Below are 17,684 nucleotides of genomic sequence, written 5' to 3'. Positions count from 1 at the left end.
AGTTAACCTTTTGTAAAATTGTATAATATTTGGTTTTTTTTGGTTTATACGGAATTAAATATGCATGTAATGGCTGCTGGGGCGTTTATTTATGGGGGGTGATTTGTTAAAGTCCGCGCGTCCTCATCCTGTAGGACATCCTGTTGATGATGTGCCACTCGCTTAGCGATGGTACAGCGTATTGATAGCTTCTCCCCAGATTGCTATATCCGGCTTGCTATTTGGTAAGCCGGCTTTTTCTTCCTATATTAACTTTCGCCGTTAACTGAATTACACTCAGGGTTCATCCCGCTAATTAAGGAACTGCGTTATGTTTAATTCTATTACTCGTACACTTTTGGTTACCACTGCTCTATTTGCTGGTGCTCAGGCTCATGCCGATTGGCAGGTGGCCAATGACCAAAGCCGTGTGAATTTTGTTTCCGTTAAGAATAACCAAATAGCAGAAAATCATTACTTTAAGCAGATTTCCGGGGTGTTGAGCGACGCCGGTCAGTTTAATTTAACTATCGACCTGGCCAGCGTGGAAACGCAGATCCCTATTCGCAACGAGCGCATGCAGAAGATGTTATTTAACACCGTAGAATTTCCTGCATTAACTTTGCAGGCGGATGTTAAAGCGCTTTTGGCCGAGCTTAAGCAACAAGGTAGCGCGCAAGCCAACCTGGATGCGACCGTCAGCCTGCATGGGAAAACGCAAACCGTTAATATCGACCTGCTGGCCAGCTTGGATAAAAACAATAATATCCAGGTAAGTTCAATGGCACCTGTATTGGTAAAGCCTGCTGATTTTGCCCTGACCTCGGGCATTGACGAGTTGCAAAAAGTGGCCGGGTTGAAATCCATTACCCGCGCCGTGCCGGTCTCCTTTGTGCTGACCCTGAATGAGTCAAAATAACGACCCCTTAGCTTCCTTGTCGCGCTTGATCGAACAGCAAAGCGCGCCGATGGAGCAGTGGCAGCCGCAGCATTGCGGCGCCATTGATATTCATATCAGCGCCGACGGCATTTGGCACCATCAAGGCAGTGCGATTAAGCGTTTGCCCCTGGTGCAACTTTTTGCCAAGGTGCTGTGTCGTGAGCAGGATCAGTATTACCTAAAAACGCCGGTTGAGAAAATGGCCATCAGCGTAGCCGATGCGCCTTTGTTGATTGTTGATTGGCGCCTGCAAGAGTTGCCCGAGCATGACACACATCATCCGCTGCTGATCTGCCGCGATAATATAGGCCGTGAATTTATTGTTGGAGAAACACATCCCTTGGTGTTGCATCAGGATGCACAAGGCCAGCAAGTGCCTTATTTGCAGTTGCCTCATAATGTCGAGGCGAAGATTTCGCGGGCGGTATTTTATGCGTGGGCTCAGGAATTGATTGAGACCACGCAGCAGGAGTTTATGCTTTATTCCGGAGCGGCTTCGTTTTCGCTCGGCGGATTAACCTGAACCGGGCCCAAAAACCACTCGTCGAGCTGTTTTTGTAGTTCGTTCAGGCCTGTGCCTTTAAGGGATGAAAAGGCATGCACCTTGATTAATTCAGACACCTCGGCAAGCTCTCGGCGTACCTTAAGTACTTCTGAGTTGCGCTTGCCTTGTTTGAATTTATCGGCCTTGGTAAGCAGTGCCAACACCGGAATACCGCTGCCGCTGGCCCACTCAATAAGCTGTCTGTCCAAATCTTTTAACGGGTGGCGAATATCCATCAGTACCACCAGGCCCTTAAGGCTTTGGCGTTTTTGCAGGTACTCACCCAAAGATTTTTGCCACTTCTTTTTCATTTCCAGCGGTACCTTGGCAAAACCATAACCGGGCAAGTCGATCAAACGCTGATCTTCGCCTAAGGCAAAGGCATTGATTAACTGAGTACGGCCGGGAGTTTTACTGGTACGCGCCAATTTTTGCTCGGTCAGGGTATTGAGCGAGCTAGATTTACCTGCGTTAGAACGCCCAGCAAAAGCGATTTCAATACCAGTATCTTCCGGTAACTTAGTGATATCCGGAGCGCTGGTAATGAATTGCGCTTGGGTGTAATTGACACGTGATTTTGCCACATTGACTCCTGAAGTGGGGGCTCGAAACTGATCTAAAGGCTATTTTATATCAGATTGGGGTGAACCTAAAGGCTCTACAAGCGCAGGATAAATTGATTTAAATCTGGTTTGCATCACTTTTTTTCCTTAAAACCCCGCTTTTTATAAGTTTAATATGGGTAGAAAACGTGCCAGAGAAATTTTTATCGTGTAGAATAATGCCATTGCATCGAAACGATTGTATTTGAATACAGGGTCTGGAACAGAGAATTTACCATGAAGAAATTAGTTTTATCTTTAACTATGCTGGTTGGTGTGTTGAGTGCAAACAACGCGGCAGCATTCGATGGCGATATTAACGCTGGTAAAGACAAATCGGCAACTTGTGCTGCTTGTCACGGCCCAGATGGTAACGCGCCTGTCACTATGTACCCCAAGATTGCGGGTCAGCATGCCGAGTACATCTACAAGCAATTGAAAGAATTCAAAGTAGGCATGATCTCTGGGGGCAAAGAGGGTCGTATGGATCCGGTAATGAGTGGTATGGCTATGCCACTGAGCGACCAAGATATGAAAGACTTGGCTGCTTACTTCGCGTCATTAAATATGTCTGAAGGCTCGACTCCTGAAGATGTAGTAGCAGTTGGTCAACAGCTTTACAAAGCCGGTGATGCCGAGCGTGGTATTCCAGCTTGTGCAGCTTGCCATGGTCCTCGTGGTAACGGTACCTCACTGGCAGGTTTCCCTAAGGTGTCATTCCAGCACCCTGAGTACATCAAGAGCCAGTTAGAAAAATTCCGCAGCGGCGTTCGTGGTAATGATCACAACGGCATGATGCGTGATATCGCTATGAAGCTAACGGACAAAGATATTGAAGTACTTTCTAAATATCTTGGTGGCCTTCACTAAGCATTGGTTAAGTATTTAAAAAAAGCAGCATTAGCTGCTTTTTTTGTGGGTAGTCTAACCTAGGGATATTTCCTACTTTCCTGTAGGACATTGACCATATATGCATGTGAGCTATTACTCAAATTTAATGTTCGGGTGATGCTAACCTAATGAAAAAGCTAGTGTTAGCTATAACTGAATTAGTGTTTTTTAATAAAAAAGTTATAAATTAGTTGTAACTAATTTATGAGTCAGTAAATTATCTGCTGTCGCAACAAAGAATTACAACAGGGATCAGAGCATAGGAAGCGCGACAAGCTAGTGCGCTAGGGGAGCATCAATAGATGCACCACAAGGAAGAAGTAGAAAGCGTTAGGAAGACCGAGAAAAATAAAACACCACACGGAAGAAAAATAACAACAATACGGAAAGTAATAATAATAAAAATAATAAATACAGACTGATAAAAGTCGAAGGGAGAAGTGTCCAATTAGTAGTTGGCGCTCGAGTTATCCGGCGGTAGAGTTTTGCTCTACCGCCTTTTTATTTGTCCTGTTACAATGCGCACCATGAAAGCGATCTCCTGCCCCTTGTGCAACAGTGCGCAAATCAGCCATTATCATCAAGATAAAGTACGCGACTATTGGCAATGTGCCAGTTGCGCCTTAGTGTTTGTGGCAGCACCTCAGCACCTCAGCGCAGCGGATGAAAAAGCCATTTATGATCAGCACGAGAATGACCTCAATGATGAAGGTTATCGCCGCTTTCTGACACGGATCTTTACGCCCTTAAATGAGCGTTTGTCGACGGCCAGTTCAGGTTTGGATTTTGGCTGTGGCCCGGCGCCACTATTGGCAAGCATGCTGCGAGAGCAGGGGCACACAGTGGCCTTATATGATCTGTACTACCAGCCTCAACAAGAGGTATTACAGGCTCGCTATGACTTCGTTTGTAGTACCGAAGTGATCGAGCACCTAGCACAACCGCAGCAGCAGTTGCACTTGTGGCTAGAATTATTACGCCCAGGTGGGACGTTAGCGTTAATGACAAAATTGGTGATCGATGTACAACGCTTTGCTACCTGGCATTACAAAAATGATCCAACGCACATTGCCTTTTATAGCAAAGAAACCTTTGCTTATATTGCTGAGCGTTTTGGATTAACCCTTGAATTTATCGCGGCCGATGTCATCTTTTTAACAAAGCCCGCAAGCTAGAGAATGCTATGACCAGAAAGAAAAAGTCACGCAAAGTCATTAATAATGGCACCGCGCGCTTAAGTAAAGACAAATTAAGAGAGCTTCGTGCGCTAAAAGAGCTGCGCGCCAAGAAAAAGACCAAGGGTGCCCAGGCGGGTAACCGTAACTCCCAGCTACTGAAGGTGGAAACCACAGAGGCCAAGGGCAGTGCCAGCGGTGATAATCGCGTTGGCAGTAAAAAGCCGGTAAGCCTGACCCCTGAGGTCACAACGGCGCAACCGCAAAAGCCGCAGGTGCGTAAAGATCTGAAACCACAAGCGGTACTTAGCACCTACAAAGAGCCGGAGTTGACGCCTGAACAAGAATTGGAGCAGTTAGAGTCCGATGAGCGTCTGTTGGCCTTGATCGACCGTCACGACAATGGCGAGATCCTGCAAGGTAAAGATGCTAAGTACTTTAATGCCAAGGTTGAGCGTCATCAGCAGCTATGTGAAATCCTCGGTTTGGATGATGACGACTTCGAGGATGATGAAGACTTGCTTGATGACTATATGAATGACTCTCTGGCCAATGAATGGCTTGATGACGAGGACGAAAAATGAGTGGCCCCTGGATCATAGCTCTAATTTTTGGCGCCTTGATCATTGCCGCCCTGGCTTTTTATGCCGGTCGCTTATTGTGGCAGGTGCGTGAGCAAAATCAGCGCTTGGCAAAACAACAGGCCGAATACGCAAAAAAACGTGCCGCCCGTAACGCCAAACTGAGCGATAGCATTAACCTGATCGCCAAGGCGATGAAAGAGGGGCAGTGCGAATACTCAGAGGGTTGCTTGCGAGTATGGGTGTTGATGAGCCAACACAGCAAGGCGCAGGAAGCTAACCTGGAAGAGGAATATCCGGGTGTGTTTGCCATGTATGAGGCGGTGAAAGACTTGCCGACTCATGAGGCCCGCAAGAAGTACTCGAAAAAGGAAATTTTTAAGCAGGACAGTGCCCGCTGGCGTAAAGAGCAGGAGCTTGAAGAGCAGATCCTGGCCGACAGCGAAAAGCTGGTCATGCATTTTGATGCAGACCCAAATAGCAAACACGTATTTATGTAGCTATTTGTGCCATACATGGCAAACATGTTCACAAAAAAAGCCGCCTCTTGGCGGCTTTTTGCTGTCTAGCGTTTTCAGATCACCCGCGAGAAGCGCTGCTGATTGAGCTGGTTTTGCAGGTAAGCATCGAAACACATGCAGATGATGCGAATAAAGAGTACGCCAGAGGCGTTAATGCTTATGATATCGTCCTCGATAGTGAGCATACCGTCGTCGATAAAGCCCTGTAGCTGTGCTAATTCAGCGGCAAAATGCTCTTTAAAATCGAAGTCATAGCGCTTTGAAAATGCCGCCATATCCAGCTCGAAGTGGCAAATAAGCTGCTTGATCACCGCCGCCCTTAGCTCGTCTTCTGCGCTTAAATGGATTTCCTTGCAGGCGCTGAGCTGGTTTTGCTCTAAAGCCCCATAGTAGCTTTTCAGCTCTTTTTGGTTTTGGATGATATGTCCGTGTAATTGCGAAATGGCCGACACCCCAAGGCCGAGTAAGGGCAGATCGCCACCCAAGGTGTAACCCTGGAAATTGCGATGTAGATGTCCTTCGCGCTGGGCTATGGCCAGCTCATCGTCCTTCTTGGCAAAGTGGTCCATGCCGATAAATTGATAATCTGCCGCTATCATGCGCTCCAGAGTTTGTTTAAACATGGTGAGTTTGGCCGTGGCATCGGGCAGATCGGCGTCTTTGATCTTACGCTGTGCGGCGAAAAGGTCCGGCAGGTGCGCATAGTTAAATACCGATACCCGATCCGGACCTATATCCAATAGGCGCTCAATGGAGACAGCAAAGGATTCGGGCGTTTGCAGCGGCAGACCATAGATCATATCCACATTAACCGAATTAAAGCCCACTTCTTTAGCGCGGCGCACCAAGGCCTCGACCTCACTGGCACATTGCGGGCGGTTGACCGCCAGTTGTACCTCATCATTAAAGTCCTGGACGCCGAATGAGATGCGGTTAAAGCCCAGCTGCTGCAATTCATCGATGCGCTCCAGAGGCAAATCTCTGGGGTCAACCTCTATGCTGCGCTCGCCATCTTGGGCGAACTGAAAGTGCTGGTCAAGCATGGCCATTAAACGTGCCATCTGCGCTGTGTCTAGGAAGGTAGGTGTACCACCGCCTAAATGCAGTTGCTGTACGTTTAAGTGGCGACAATGCTCGCTCAGCAGGGCCATTTCTTTACCCAGATAATCCAGATACAAATCGGCTTTATGCTGATGGCGGGTAACTACCTTGTTGCAGCCGCAGTAGTAGCACAGCTGATGACAGAAGGGGATATGAATATACAGGGATAATCCGCCGCTGGGGCATCGCTGTAAGGCTTGCACCAGGGTTTGCGTATTGGCCCCGGGCTGCAACTGTAAGGCCGTTGGGTAAGAGGTGTATCTTGGCCCGGAGACATTGTATTTGTTGATTAGCTGGCTTTGCCATTGCACTTGTTTGATCACGACGCATATCCACTTTGGTTAATGATAATTGGGTCTGTTTATCTTTGCGGTTTACTTTATGTTCAATCTAAACGCATTCTGATGAATATAATCACTGATTCATGTGGTTAAATTCATCCATGAAGCTTGGTTACATCGCGCATCCATGCGCTCACCTCGCTAAGCTGCGAAGCATTGCTTCGGTCTTGCTCGCCTATGTACATGGCGAGTAACACAGCGCAGGATGCGTTTAGATGAACCCGCAGGGCAGCGTTTGTAGCGCATTTCTACTGTGTTGTTACATGTTTATGTAGAATAACTACACCACACAGGTGCCGCCTTGTATAAATTCACTACAAACTGCTGCAGAAACAAACAACAAAGGTCAACAGACCCTAGGCAGTGTAAATAAAAGTCCCTGGCTGCTTGTTGATCTGCAGCAATAATTGGGGCTCTTGTTTGCTTTGTGGCGGCAATAGTATGATGTGCATAAACCCTATCAGATATGCTGCACGGCTTGGCTCCTGCAGCAAATGGTGGCAATAAATGGATAAGAAACTAGTGATAATCGGCGCCGGTTGGCTCGGTGAGGCCTTGGCACAAGCTGCTCTGGCTCAGGGCTGGCAGGTAGAGGCTACACACAGAGAGCTGGGGCCCCAAGCCCATGAGCGCCAGTTTGCACTGCAAGATGACGGCACCCTGGTACACAATGTCTCGCTCACCGATGCTTATTGGGTATGCGCCATGAGCCCGGGCGCCCGACGCCAACCCAGTAATTATCAGCAAAGCCTGAAACAGGCCTTGGCCCTCTATCAAGAACTTAAGGGCAAAGGCTTTGTGTTGTGCTCCAGTACCGGGATTTATGATCAACAAAATGGCCAGTATGATGAGCACAGTGCGTTAACGCTGGAAACAGCGCGTCAGCAAGGTCTGAGCGAGGCGGAACAAGTTGCGTTGGCATGCGGTGCCAAGGTCTTGCGTTTAGGCGGCCTGGTTGGGCCGCAGCGGGAGCCCGGCCGCTTTGTTGCCGGTAAAACCTTATCCTCCCATGCTGAGGATGTAGTCAATATGGTCCATCGCGATGATGTAATAGCCGGCATTCTGACCTTGATTCAACACTATCCACAAGCGCAGCCTATTTATAATCTGGTACACCCAAGCCACCCATCAAAACAGGATTACTACCGTGGGCATTGCCAGCGTTTGGGAAGTGAAATGCCACAATTTAGCGCCGAAAAGGCGGTGGCGCGAGTGATAAATGGCAACGCCATCCAGGCCCTTGGCTTTACCTACAGCCGCGATATCTAAGGTGCGCAGCAAAGCGCAAAGGCAAGTGCAAAGATAATTGCACAATTAACTTAACAGTCTCGGTAAACGCAGGTTTTATGTCGCGCCTATAAATTTTGCGCTGCCCACGGGCGCTGTGTAACATGGCGCATATTTTCTTGTCTATACAAGTAGGGCTAATTTTGGAGAGCCGCATGCAAATTGATCAGGTTATTATTGATGCCAATATCGCGACCATGGTTGCATCAGAAAATGATGACTACGGTATTATCGAAAACGGCGCCGTATTGCTAAGCGGCGATAAGATCGCTTGGGTGGGCCCCATGGCTGAGATGCCACAAGTGGATCTGCTGTCGTTACCCGTGTACTCCGCTGGCGGTGCCTGGTTGACGCCTGGCTTGGTTGACTGCCACACCCATATTATCTTCGGTGGAAATCGCTCTCAGGAGTTTGAGCGTCGTCTGCAGGGCGAAAGCTACGAAAGCATCGCTCAACAAGGCGGCGGTATTGCCACCACGGTACGCGCCACGCGTGCGGCCGAGCCACAAGAGCTTTTTACCAAAGCCAAGCAGCGTCTTGATGCACTTATGCGTGAGGGTGTTACCACGGTGGAAACCAAGTCGGGCTATGGTCTGGATTTGGCCAGCGAGATTAAGTTGCTGGAAGTGGCGGCGCTGCTTCAGGAGCACCACCCAGTGCATATCGAAAGCACTTTCTTGGGTGCTCATGCTCTGCCACCTGAGTACAAGGGCGATGCCGATGGTTATATCGATCTGGTATGCGAGCAGATGCTGCCGGCGGTAGCGCAGCAAAAACTAGCCACCGCGGTTGACGTCTTTTGTGAAAATGTCGGTTTTAATCAGGCACAGACCGAGCGCGTATTTAAGCGTGCCAAAGAGCTGGGCTTTAATGTAAAGCTGCACGCCGAGCAGTTATCTAACATGCATGGCACGGCCTTGGCCGCGCGTTATCAGGCATTGTCGGCGGATCACCTGGAGCACCTGGATGAAGCAGGTGTGAAGGCGATGAAGGACGCAGACATGGTTGCCGTGCTGTTGCCTGGGGCCTTTTACTACCTGCGTGAAACCAAGTACCCACCTATCGAGCTATTGCAGCGCTATGAGGTGCCGATCGCCATTGCTACCGATTTCAACCCGGGTACTTCGCCCCTGTGTTCGCTGCAATTAATGATGAATATGGCCTGCACCCTGTTCCGCTTAACGCCAGGGCAAAGCCTGCTCGGAGTAACGCGATATGCTGCTAAGGCTCTGGGTCTGAATGACCGTGGTCAGTTGGCTGCTAATATGCGTGCCGACATCGCTTTATGGGATATTGAACACCCATCGCAATTAAGTTATGAATTCGGTACAAATCCGTTGAAAAAGCTTTGGATTCAGGGGGTATTAAGTAAGGCTTTTTAATCATAAGTGACTAAATCCTAAGTGGCCGGGATCTCGGCCACTCACACAGTGATAATAAAAACTTATGATAACCAGTATTCATCTTGGTGCCTTTATTTGTGGCTTATTTATAATGGCCTTATTGATCAGCCTGGTGTTGATCAGCGAACGTAAAGACGGCATCAGTGCGATGTGCTATTCGCTTGCGGGATTGGCCTATGTCGGTGGTCAATGGCATGTCGCCAGCGGTATTTTAATTTTAGTCTTTACCGCACGTTGGTGGTGGTTTTACCGCCATCAAGCACCTCAAATACTGCAGGTGCGGGGCGCGCTAGTGGCCCTGCAATTACTGGTTGTTACACTCAATCTGGTGTGGCCATTGCATTTTTCCTGGCTGTGCATCCTGCCTTTGATATTGCAAGTTATGGCCTTTATGGAACTGGAAGGCAACGATGATGAACAGCTGTTAAAGGCTCAGCATAATGAACTAAACGCCCGCAGCCTGCCCGTTATTTCCTGGGGCCAGGCGGTTACTCAATACAACCTGTGGCGCCAAAAGAATAATCATCAGGTTGCCCTCTTGCTATTACAGGTAGAAGGCTATGAGCAGTTAAATCGCTCACTAGGTCAGGAGTTTGCCGAACTGGTTTTGATGCAAAGTCTGGCGCGTATTAATAAGGTGGCAGCGCAGCCAAGCGTTTTGAATCTGCAGCTGCGAGAGCAGTTTGCCATTGAAGTTTTTCAGGTCGCGCCTCTGTGTTATGGCCTGGTGATAGATATCAGTCCGGACAGTCATTGCCATGAGCGTCTAGCCGAAGACATAGCAGCGGTGCTGCAAAAACCCTTTAATTCTCGTCACGGGGTGGTGGAGCTTAAGCCACATATCGCCCTAAGTACCGGTATGGCCGGTGACACTTCGTTGGATGATTTACTACAGCAGGGCTACAGGGCCATCGAATTTCATCCACAGCAACGTATTTGCCATTATCATGACTCCCTTGAGCAGCAGGCTGCCGCTCATCAGCAGCAACTACGCTTGCTGAGCGCGGTAGACTTTGAGCGAGACTTCTCTTTGTATTTCCAACCGGTGATTGGTCTAGAAGGGAATAAGCCCCTTTATGCTGAATTACTGCTGCGCTGGCAGCATCCGGAGCGTGGCATGGTTGAAGCGAAAGACTTTATCCGCGATTTACGTGCCGTGGGCCGAGGTTATAAGCTGGCCTTCCATGTGCTTGAGCGCGCGGCCGAAATGGCTAAGGGACTGAAGATGGAAGGCTTGGGCATGCCGGTGAGCGTCAATCTCTTCGGTGAAGAAATACTGCACGATGAGTTTGTTGAGTTTGCCGGCCGCATTCTGCGTGAGCACAGGCTAAAGGCGGGAGATTTAATTATCGAATGTCCGCTGACGGTGCTTATGTCTCTGGATAAGCGCGGCTTGGCGTTATTGACCCGTTTGCATCAGAAGGGGATCCACTTGTGTCTGGATGGCATGGGTGAAACACCGTTGTTCTTGGCCAAGTTGCCGAAGATCAATCTCGAATACGTTAAAGTTGACCCAAGTCTGACTGCTGATGTCGACTACACCAGTAACAACAAAGCGCTTTTAAACGGCTTAATCGATATGCACCGCCACCTAAATGCCCAAGTGATTTGTCAGGGTGTTGGCACAACGACGCAGTTAAGCTATGTAAAAGAGTTTAATGTGCAAGGGGCTCAGGGTTATGTGTTTACCCACCCCTTGCCGGCAGATGGCTTATTGAGCTGGACACGTCAATGGCAGCAAAAAGTGGAACAGCAAAGCGCCCCTAGCTGGTAGAGGCGCTCAAGTGCTTAGCTCAGGCTCTTAGCTGTGGTAGCGAGCGCGTAAAAAGGCGATCACTAAAGCGCTAAGCAGTTGCCCGGCGGCATTAAAGCCGGCGCTAAGGCCATTAGGGTCCTGGCTCGGCGCCGCTTCACATAAATGCAAATAGGCCACATCGCTGTCGCAGGTGGCGTTATAAACATATTGCTCGGCATCATTCAAAGACATACCACGATAATTTAAGGCGCTGGCCGGTGCCAAAGTAATGGCATCTATATCCAGCTCTATGGCCAATGGTGCCTGGTGGGTAAAGCTGTCCAGGGCGTCATTAACACTTTCCACAATCGAGGTTTGTGCCAACACCTTAAGGCTGTGATAGCTGGTGTAGGTGCTTTGATGCTGCGCCATAGCCGCTAGGATGGCAGCATTATTCTTTTGCTGATCCAGCGCCACCACATGATAGTGCTTAAGGTAACCTTCTGCCGCCGCGTAGTGGAAACCATTGCCGCTATGGCGACCTTCAAGGGCGCGGAAATCGCCGTGTGGATCAAGGTTAATGGCATTAACAGCTGTATTGTAATGCTTGGCGCTGGCCGCCAGCAGTGGGTAGCAATTGTTATGGCCACCGCCAATAACTATGGGCGTCAGCCCAGCCTCGAAAATGGCGGTAATAACCGGCTCGATACGCTGGTCCAGTTCGCCGCATAAGGTGCGTAACTTCGCCAAATCGTCGGCATTACCGTTATCGAGAGCCTGACTTTGCTGTTGCAGATCGGCACAATCGACCTCACCGAGTAGTAAGACATCCTGTACCGGAGTAAATTCATTAACCGGAATATTGAGGAACTTCGACAAAAAGGCACGAAAACCTTGGTCTGCGCCGCCTTTGCCGAGATTCGCCCGGGGGCCTATGTCTTCGGGAATGCCGACAACGACATAGCGAATACCGAAATCTTTGGCGTCTTTTAGCGCCTGGCTAAATTCCACCTCGGTATCGAGCAGGGCAATGCTCTGAAATACTCGCTGCTCGGCGCTGCGGGCGGCGACTAAATCGGCAATGCTCTGTTCGTCATAGATATTAACTGCATATTCCATAGCGGCATTAATCGTTTAGGCCAATAAGCTCATCGTCCTCGACATATTCGAGTTCAAGCTCTTCGGCGGAGATAATAATACCTGTGCTATCGGCGTAGAGATAATCATCTTCATAGAAGGAAACGCCGGCGAAATTAACCGGAACGCCTTCTTCACCAGGGGCGAGGTTATCGGCGGCCACGGGAATGGAGGCAATGGCTTGAATGCCCAGCTCTAATTCTTCGAGCTCATCGACATGACGCACGGCACCATAGACAATGATCCCTTCCCAATTGTTTTCCACCGCAAGTTCCGCCAGTTCTATGTCGATTAGGGCGCGACGGGTTGAACCACCGCCATCGACTAAGAGTACCGAATTGGTACCGTCTTGTTGCAAAACTTCGCGAATAAGCTGGTTACTTTCAAAACACTTGATGGTGCGAATACGCCCGCAAAAGGCGCCGCGGCCACCAAAATTAATGAACATAGGTTCGAGTACATCGACTACATCAGCAAAGTGATCACACAGTTCAGAGGTACTATATTCCATCGGACTCTCCTAGAGACTTTGTTGTCTCAAGTATACCTAGGTTATGGGGCTTAGCAAGCTAAGGTATTGACCTATAAAGAGCAACAAAAAAGTTAGACATATTACTGTCTAAAAAACGTCATGTATCTGTTATTTTTGCTGACTATATTCAAAGCTATGAACATATTTCAGGCGAAAGAGCATGATACTTGCGCAATTGGATCGTTTTGATCGGGCGTTATTTAAGGTGTTGTTTCGAGCTAGGTACCGGCGTTGGCAGCATCATGGCATTCGTTTGATGTCGCGATCCGGCGACGGCATCTTGTATGCTTTGTTTGGACTTTATTTGTTGATTTACAGCACGCCGGAGCAAATTACCTTGCTGCTGGTCTTGCTGCTTGGTTATGCCATTGAGCGGCCTATCTACTTTTTCACCAAAAACCTGTTCCAGCGTGTCCGTCCCTGTGATGTGTTAACCCGTTATGCCCATATTCGTCCCAGTGATAAATTTAGTCTGCCCTCGGGGCACAGTGCCGGGGCCTGGGTATTTGCGGTGATTGTTGGTCATTTTTATCCGCAGCTTGCACCCTATTTATATGCTTGGGCGACACTGGTGGCCTGCTCGCGGGTGTTTCTCGGGGTGCATTACCCGTTAGACATAGTTTTAGGCTCGTTACTTGGGTACGGCTGCGCCGTATTTGCATTACTTATCACAGGGATTTTATGAAGATTCTTTATGGCGTACAAGGCACAGGGAATGGCCATACCACCCGCGCTCGGGTGATGGCAAAGGCATTTGCCAAGGCTGGTGTGGAAGTAGATTATTTGTTTTCCGGGCGCAGTCGCGACCAATATTTTGATATGCAGGAGTTTGGCTCTTTCCAGGCCCGTCAAGGCTTAACCTTTGTTACCGAACGCGGCCGTGTAAATGGTTTAAAAACGCTGAAAAATGCCAAGGTGTGCGAGCTAATTAAAGATATACGCGAGCTAAACCTTAAGCAGTATGATTTGGTGATGAACGACTTCGAGCCTGTTACTGCCTGGGCCGCCAAGCGCCAAAGGTACCCGTGGTGGGCATGAGTCATCAGGCCGCGTTTCTCTCGAACAGTGTGCCTGTGACCGGCGACAACATACTTACTAAGGCCATGATACGTAACTTTGCGCCCGCCGATGTTTACCTGGGCGTGCACTGGCAGCCTTTTGATGACTCCATTATTCCGCCTTTTATTGAGCATGCCGGGCCGGTCGACAGCGAATATGTGGATAACAAGGTGTTGGTTTATCTACCCTTTGAAGATCTCGATGAGGTTATTGCCTATCTCAAGGACTTCCCGGGCAAGGAGTTTTATTGCTACCACCCTAAAGCGGAAGATAGATCCGAGGCCCATATCCATTTACGTAAACCGTCCAGGCTGGGTTTTTTACGGGATCTGGCCAGTGCCAGTGGTGTTATTGCTAATGCCGGCTTTGAATTGTCGAGCGAAGCCCTGACCCTAGGTAAAAAACTGCTGTTGAAACCTCTTAACGGTCAGTTTGAACAGCACTCTAATGCCTTGACTCTGCAAAATATGGAACGCGCCCATGTGATGCATTTTCTGGATCAGGACGCCCTCGATGATTGGCTTAATATGGATAAAAAAGAGCGCATCAACTTCCCTCATGATCCGGCGCCACTTATTTCCTGGCTGATGGCGGGACAATGGCAGGATAGACAAAGGCTGAATCAGCAACTCTGGCAGGGCGTGCTCTAGCTCTTTATTGCTCGAACTAGTTTTGTTACTGCTCTTCACTGAACACAAAAAAGCCGCAGATGCGGCTTTTTTAATGCTTGTGTATCGCGCCTTTCACTTAGGGAGTGACGCGAATAGCAATGCTGGCATCGCGCTGGGCATTAGCCGCTTTTAAGCGCTCAAGGTAGGTTTGCCAGAGTTGCTCGGCATGGCTGCAAAGCTCGGCAAGGTAACCAAAGCTATAGAGCCCACTTTGGTGGCCATCATCAAAGTGCAGTCGTACCGCATAGTGGCCAATGGCCTCAATTTCACCGATAGCCACCGCCTTTTTATTGGTTACCAGCTTTGGTGGCCCCTGGTGATGCCCCTGCACCTCGGCAGAGGGCGAGTGCACGCGCAAAAACTCGGCGCTTAGACTTACCTGCTCGCCATTATCAAAATGAATATCCAATACCTTGGTACGGCGATGATAATGTAACGTCTTGACCAGCATACTGTTCCCTTAAAACAAAGAAGGGGCGCAAGGCCCCTACGCTTATAGAATAAAGCGACTTAAGTCTTCATCCTGAACCAGATTACCCAGATGCTGGTTAACGTAATCGCCATCCACGATTAGGGTTGTACCGGCTTTATCACTGGCCTCGAAGGAGATCTCCTCCATCAGGCGCTCCATCACAGTATGCAGACGACGGGCACCGATATTTTCGGTCTTCTCATTAACCTGCCACGCGGCCTGAGCAATGCTTTCAATGGCATCCTCGGTAAATTCAACGCTCACCTCTTCGGTGTTTAACAGGGCGATTTGTTGCTCCGTTAATGACGCATGAGGCTCGGTGAGAATGCGTTTAAAGTCGTTCGCACTTAGAGCGTCAAGCTCGACACGAATCGGCAGACGACCTTGTAGCTCGGGGATCAGATCCGACGGTCTGGCCATTTGGAATGCACCCGATGCAATAAACAGGATATGGTCGGTTTTTACCATGCCGTACTTGGTGCTCACCGTAGAGCCCTCGATAAGAGGTAGCAGATCGCGCTGTACGCCTTCACGGCTTACATCCGGACCACTGCTCTCACCACGTTTACAGATCTTGTCGATTTCGTCTAGGAAGACGATGCCGTTTTGCTCAACTGCATCAATGGCCAGCTCTTTCACATCTTCCAGGTTGACCAATTTCGCCGCTTCTTCTTCAACCAGGAGCTTAAAGGCTTCCTTGATCTTCAGCTTGCGCTTTTTGGTTTTGCCGCCAGACATGTTTTGGAACATGCTCTGTAGCTGATTGGTCATCTCTTCCATTCCTGGAGGCGCCATGATCTCAACATTGGCACCTTGCTCGGCAATATCGATCTCAATTTCTTTGTCATCCAGCTGGCCTTCGCGCAGCTTTTTACGGAATGCTTGGCGCGTTGAGTTGTTCTCGCTTGGCTGTGTTTCACCCCAGCTGTCTTTTGCCGGTGGTAACAGGGTATCAAGAATGCGCTCTTCGGCCGCTTCTTCGGCGCGGAAGCTGTGCTTCTTAGCCTGTTGGTCGCGAACCATTTTAAAGGCAATTTCGACCAGATCGCGAATAATCGTCTCAACTTCCTTACCAACATAGCCCACTTCGGTGAATTTGGTGGCTTCAACCTTTAAGAAAGGAGCATTGGCAAGCTTGGCCAAACGGCGGGCAATTTCTGTTTTACCCACACCGGTTGGGCCTATCATCAGGATGTTTTTCGGAGTTACTTCCTGGCGCAGGGCTTCATCAAGCTGCATCCGGCGCCAGCGGTTTCTAAGGGCGATGGCGACGGCCTTTTTGGCATTAGCCTGACCAATAATGTGTTGATCAAGTTCATGGACGATTTCTCTGGGAGTCATGGCTGACATGGCTGCTCCTTAATTACAATTCTTCAATGGTTTGGAAGTTGTTAGTGAATACGCAAATATCACCGGCTATCTTAAGGCTCTTTTCAACGATTTCTCGTGCTGATAGCTCGGTATTCTCTAACAGTGCAATAGCTGCGGCTTGGGCAAAGTTGCCGCCGCTGCCGATGGCAATAAGGTCGTGCTCGGGTTGTACCACGTCGCCATTACCGGTAATGATCAGTGAGGCTGTTTCATCGGCTACCGCCAACAGGGCTTCAAGGCGTCTGAGAGCACGGTCGCTGCGCCAGTCTTTGGCCATTTCCACCGCTGCCTTGGTCAGATTTCCCTGATACATTTCCAGCTTGGCTTCAAAACGCTCAAACAGGGTGAAGGCGTCTGCTGTGCCACCGGCAAAACCGGCGATCACCTTGCCGTTAAACAAACGGCGTACCTTGCGGGCGTTACCCTTCATTACCGTGTTGCCAAGGGAAACCTGGCCGTCGCCGCCAATAACGACTTTGCCTTCGCGGCGTACAGAAACTATCGTAGTCATGTGAATCCTTTGCCCCAAATCAAACTGGGCTTTGCTGAGTCTAATAGCGAGGAAGTATGGGCGAGGTTCGGGGATTTCAAGGTATAATACCAATTCACTTAAATAGCTAAGCCTTCTAGCGGGCTAAATATCATGCTCACGGCGTTGGAATTTTTCTATGTACGCATAACTACATAAGAAAAATTCCGCCTTGTTATCACATCATTTATCCAGCGCTATATCTGCTCACATACTAAACAGAATTGGTATAAGGCGAAAACCCCGCGGATTGGCTGTGTTTTTGCGGGGGGCTGAGACTTATTGCCACAGCCAGATGCCACAGCCCATGATTTTGGCTTGGCGTTTTAGTTTGTTTTTATCACTCTCGGCACCGCGCTTGGTGGCGTATGGGCCTAAGCGTACTTTATACCAGACACCGTTAGTGCCTTCGGTATGACGGATTTCGGCGACCAGGCCGGTGAAGGCAATTTTCGCTTTTAAGGTTTCCGCCTGAGCATAGGTTCTAAATGAACCGCACTGCATAACGTAAGGGCCTTTTTGCTCAACTTCTTTGACCTCAACCTCTATCTCGGCCTGCTTTATCTCATTGATAAACTCCGGTGTTTCCGGTTTGTTTATAACGGCTTTCGGCTCTTGCTTGGGCGGTTGCTTTACCTGTTCCACGGCTTGTGGGTCGGCATTACTCTTGATATACCACAGGCCATAGCCAAAGCCCGCGAATAAAATAATGGCGGCGATAATTAGCAAGATAGGCAGCTTCCTTTTCGGCGGTGCTTTTTTCTTAGCACCGCGCTGGGGTCTTTTGCGATTTATGTAGTCGTGTTGAGCCAT

General features: G+C 49.2%; 18 protein-coding genes and 1 pseudogene. 11 read left to right on the top strand and 8 right to left on the bottom strand.

The window, feature by feature from the left end:
* The first annotated feature begins 310 nt into the window (after positions 1 to 310).
* Positions 311 to 898, top strand: coding sequence for a YceI family protein (locus C2M34_RS03600; RefSeq protein ID WP_105199320.1), 588 nt, complete (start codon positions 311 to 313; stop codon positions 896 to 898).
* Complete coding sequence (locus C2M34_RS03595; protein WP_105258087.1) at positions 885 to 1,442, top strand: DUF1285 domain-containing protein; 558 nt, start codon at positions 885 to 887, stop codon at positions 1,440 to 1,442. Before C2M34_RS03600 ends, C2M34_RS03595 begins: the two co-directional genes overlap by 14 nt.
* Here the strand turns inward: C2M34_RS03595 and yihA are convergent.
* Positions 1,400 to 2,047: a ribosome biogenesis GTP-binding protein YihA/YsxC gene (yihA, locus tag C2M34_RS03590; RefSeq protein WP_105199322.1), complete on the bottom strand. Its 648-nt coding sequence runs from the start codon at positions 2,045 to 2,047 to the stop codon at positions 1,400 to 1,402. The genes C2M34_RS03595 and yihA overlap by 43 nt on opposite strands.
* A 255-nt stretch (positions 2,048 to 2,302) precedes the next feature.
* Between yihA and C2M34_RS03585 the strand changes: the two genes are divergently transcribed.
* The 4 genes from C2M34_RS03585 (at position 2,303) to C2M34_RS03570 (ending at position 5,212) form a co-directional block, all read left to right on the top strand.
* Positions 2,303 to 2,935 carry a c-type cytochrome gene (locus tag C2M34_RS03585; RefSeq protein WP_105258086.1) on the top strand — a complete coding sequence of 211 codons (633 nt, stop codon included), beginning with the start codon at positions 2,303 to 2,305 and terminating at the stop codon, positions 2,933 to 2,935.
* 539 nt (positions 2,936 to 3,474) lie between these two features.
* Complete coding sequence (locus C2M34_RS03580) at positions 3,475 to 4,131, top strand: class I SAM-dependent methyltransferase (protein WP_105199324.1); 657 nt, start codon at positions 3,475 to 3,477, stop codon at positions 4,129 to 4,131.
* An 8-nt stretch (positions 4,132 to 4,139) separates the two neighbouring features.
* Positions 4,140 to 4,715, top strand: a complete 576-nt coding sequence (gene yihI, locus C2M34_RS03575) for a Der GTPase-activating protein YihI (RefSeq protein WP_105199325.1) — start codon at positions 4,140 to 4,142, stop codon at positions 4,713 to 4,715.
* A complete protein-coding gene (locus C2M34_RS03570) occupies positions 4,712 to 5,212 on the top strand; it encodes a DUF2489 domain-containing protein (RefSeq protein ID WP_105199326.1) in 501 nt (166 codons plus the stop codon). The genes yihI and C2M34_RS03570 overlap by 4 nt, the downstream gene beginning before the upstream one ends.
* Before the next feature lie 74 nt (positions 5,213 to 5,286).
* Here C2M34_RS03570 and hemN read toward each other — a convergent pair whose 3' ends face one another.
* Positions 5,287 to 6,657: an oxygen-independent coproporphyrinogen III oxidase gene (gene hemN / locus C2M34_RS03565; RefSeq protein ID WP_105258085.1), complete on the bottom strand. Its 1,371-nt coding sequence runs from the start codon at positions 6,655 to 6,657 to the stop codon at positions 5,287 to 5,289.
* Between the two features lie 525 nt (positions 6,658 to 7,182).
* Between hemN and C2M34_RS03555 the strand changes: the two genes are divergently transcribed.
* The 3 genes from C2M34_RS03555 (at position 7,183) to C2M34_RS03545 (ending at position 11,139) form a co-directional block, all read left to right on the top strand.
* The gene (locus tag C2M34_RS03555; RefSeq protein ID WP_105258083.1) at positions 7,183 to 7,944 is read left to right on the top strand and encodes an NADP-binding protein; all 762 of its coding nucleotides are present in this window, start codon (positions 7,183 to 7,185) and stop codon (positions 7,942 to 7,944) included.
* A gap of 173 nt (positions 7,945 to 8,117) precedes the next feature.
* Positions 8,118 to 9,344, top strand: a complete 1,227-nt coding sequence (gene hutI / locus C2M34_RS03550; RefSeq protein ID WP_105199330.1) for an imidazolonepropionase — start codon at positions 8,118 to 8,120, stop codon at positions 9,342 to 9,344.
* Positions 9,345 to 9,408: 64 nt separating this feature from the next.
* Entirely contained in the window at positions 9,409 to 11,139 is a 1,731-nt protein-coding gene (locus C2M34_RS03545) for an EAL domain-containing protein (RefSeq protein ID WP_105258082.1), read from the top strand.
* A 27-nt stretch (positions 11,140 to 11,166) separates the two neighbouring features.
* Here the strand turns inward: C2M34_RS03545 and C2M34_RS03540 are convergent, their stop codons facing one another.
* Positions 11,167 to 12,219, bottom strand: coding sequence for a formimidoylglutamase (locus C2M34_RS03540; protein ID WP_105258081.1), 1,053 nt, complete (start codon positions 12,217 to 12,219; stop codon positions 11,167 to 11,169).
* A gap of 7 nt (positions 12,220 to 12,226) precedes the next feature.
* Positions 12,227 to 12,748 (bottom strand): ribonuclease E activity regulator RraA, encoded by a 522-nt coding sequence (rraA, locus tag C2M34_RS03535; RefSeq protein WP_105199332.1) that lies wholly within the window; start codon positions 12,746 to 12,748, stop codon positions 12,227 to 12,229.
* Positions 12,749 to 12,929: 181 nt separating this feature from the next.
* Here rraA and C2M34_RS03530 point away from each other — a divergent pair, with 181 nt between their 5' ends.
* Entirely contained in the window at positions 12,930 to 13,454 is a 525-nt protein-coding gene (locus C2M34_RS03530) for a phosphatase PAP2 family protein (protein ID WP_105199333.1), read from the top strand.
* Positions 13,451 to 14,478: pseudogene (locus tag C2M34_RS03525) on the top strand (MJ1255/VC2487 family glycosyltransferase). Before C2M34_RS03530 ends, C2M34_RS03525 begins: the two are co-directional and overlap by 4 nt.
* A 97-nt stretch (positions 14,479 to 14,575) precedes the next feature.
* On the opposite strand, the gene C2M34_RS03520 reads toward C2M34_RS03525, so the two are convergent.
* The 4 genes from C2M34_RS03520 to C2M34_RS03505 all read right to left on the bottom strand — a co-directional run bounded on the left by C2M34_RS03520 (position 14,576) and on the right by C2M34_RS03505 (position 17,684).
* The gene (locus C2M34_RS03520; protein ID WP_105199335.1) at positions 14,576 to 14,950 is read right to left on the bottom strand and encodes a gamma-butyrobetaine hydroxylase-like domain-containing protein; all 375 of its coding nucleotides are present in this window, start codon (positions 14,948 to 14,950) and stop codon (positions 14,576 to 14,578) included.
* A 42-nt stretch (positions 14,951 to 14,992) separates the two neighbouring features.
* Positions 14,993 to 16,321 carry an HslU--HslV peptidase ATPase subunit gene (gene hslU, locus C2M34_RS03515; RefSeq protein ID WP_105199336.1) on the bottom strand — a complete coding sequence of 443 codons (1,329 nt, stop codon included), beginning with the start codon at positions 16,319 to 16,321 and terminating at the stop codon, positions 14,993 to 14,995.
* 13 nt (positions 16,322 to 16,334) lie between these two features.
* Positions 16,335 to 16,853 (bottom strand): ATP-dependent protease subunit HslV, encoded by a 519-nt coding sequence (hslV, locus tag C2M34_RS03510; RefSeq protein ID WP_105199337.1) that lies wholly within the window; start codon positions 16,851 to 16,853, stop codon positions 16,335 to 16,337.
* Positions 16,854 to 17,150: 297 nt separating this feature from the next.
* Positions 17,151 to 17,684, bottom strand: coding sequence for an SPOR domain-containing protein (locus C2M34_RS03505; protein ID WP_105258080.1), 534 nt, complete (start codon positions 17,682 to 17,684; stop codon positions 17,151 to 17,153).

The organism is Pseudoalteromonas sp. T1lg88, from assembly GCF_002964765.1.
In the GTDB taxonomy this organism is placed as follows: Bacteria; Pseudomonadota; Gammaproteobacteria; order Enterobacterales; family Alteromonadaceae; genus Pseudoalteromonas.
This window is presented reverse-complemented; position numbering and strand designations above follow the sequence as displayed.

What these genes read in the sequence shown, in the direction of transcription:
- C2M34_RS03600 (WP_105199320.1), top strand. Translation starts at nt 311, where the DNA reads ATGTTTAATTCTATTACTCGTACACTTTTGGTTACCACTGCTCTATTT.
- C2M34_RS03595 (WP_105258087.1), top strand. Translation starts at nt 885, where the DNA reads ATGAGTCAAAATAACGACCCCTTAGCTTCCTTGTCGCGCTTGATCGAA.
- C2M34_RS03585 (WP_105258086.1), top strand. Translation starts at nt 2,303, where the DNA reads ATGAAGAAATTAGTTTTATCTTTAACTATGCTGGTTGGTGTGTTGAGT.
- C2M34_RS03580 (WP_105199324.1), top strand. Translation starts at nt 3,475, where the DNA reads ATGCGCACCATGAAAGCGATCTCCTGCCCCTTGTGCAACAGTGCGCAA.
- yihI (WP_105199325.1), top strand. Translation starts at nt 4,140, where the DNA reads ATGACCAGAAAGAAAAAGTCACGCAAAGTCATTAATAATGGCACCGCG.
- C2M34_RS03570 (WP_105199326.1), top strand. Translation starts at nt 4,712, where the DNA reads ATGAGTGGCCCCTGGATCATAGCTCTAATTTTTGGCGCCTTGATCATT.
- C2M34_RS03555 (WP_105258083.1), top strand. Translation starts at nt 7,183, where the DNA reads ATGGATAAGAAACTAGTGATAATCGGCGCCGGTTGGCTCGGTGAGGCC.
- hutI (WP_105199330.1), top strand. Translation starts at nt 8,118, where the DNA reads ATGCAAATTGATCAGGTTATTATTGATGCCAATATCGCGACCATGGTT.
- C2M34_RS03545 (WP_105258082.1), top strand. Translation starts at nt 9,409, where the DNA reads ATGATAACCAGTATTCATCTTGGTGCCTTTATTTGTGGCTTATTTATA.
- C2M34_RS03540 (WP_105258081.1), bottom strand. Translation starts at nt 12,219, where the DNA reads ATGGAATATGCAGTTAATATCTATGACGAACAGAGCATTGCCGATTTA.
- rraA (WP_105199332.1), bottom strand. Translation starts at nt 12,748, where the DNA reads ATGGAATATAGTACCTCTGAACTGTGTGATCACTTTGCTGATGTAGTC.
- C2M34_RS03530 (WP_105199333.1), top strand. Translation starts at nt 12,930, where the DNA reads ATGATACTTGCGCAATTGGATCGTTTTGATCGGGCGTTATTTAAGGTG.
- C2M34_RS03520 (WP_105199335.1), bottom strand. Translation starts at nt 14,950, where the DNA reads ATGCTGGTCAAGACGTTACATTATCATCGCCGTACCAAGGTATTGGAT.
- hslU (WP_105199336.1), bottom strand. Translation starts at nt 16,321, where the DNA reads ATGTCAGCCATGACTCCCAGAGAAATCGTCCATGAACTTGATCAACAC.
- hslV (WP_105199337.1), bottom strand. Translation starts at nt 16,853, where the DNA reads ATGACTACGATAGTTTCTGTACGCCGCGAAGGCAAAGTCGTTATTGGC.
- C2M34_RS03505 (WP_105258080.1), bottom strand. Translation starts at nt 17,684, where the DNA reads ATGGCTCAACACGACTACATAAATCGCAAAAGACCCCAGCGCGGTGCT.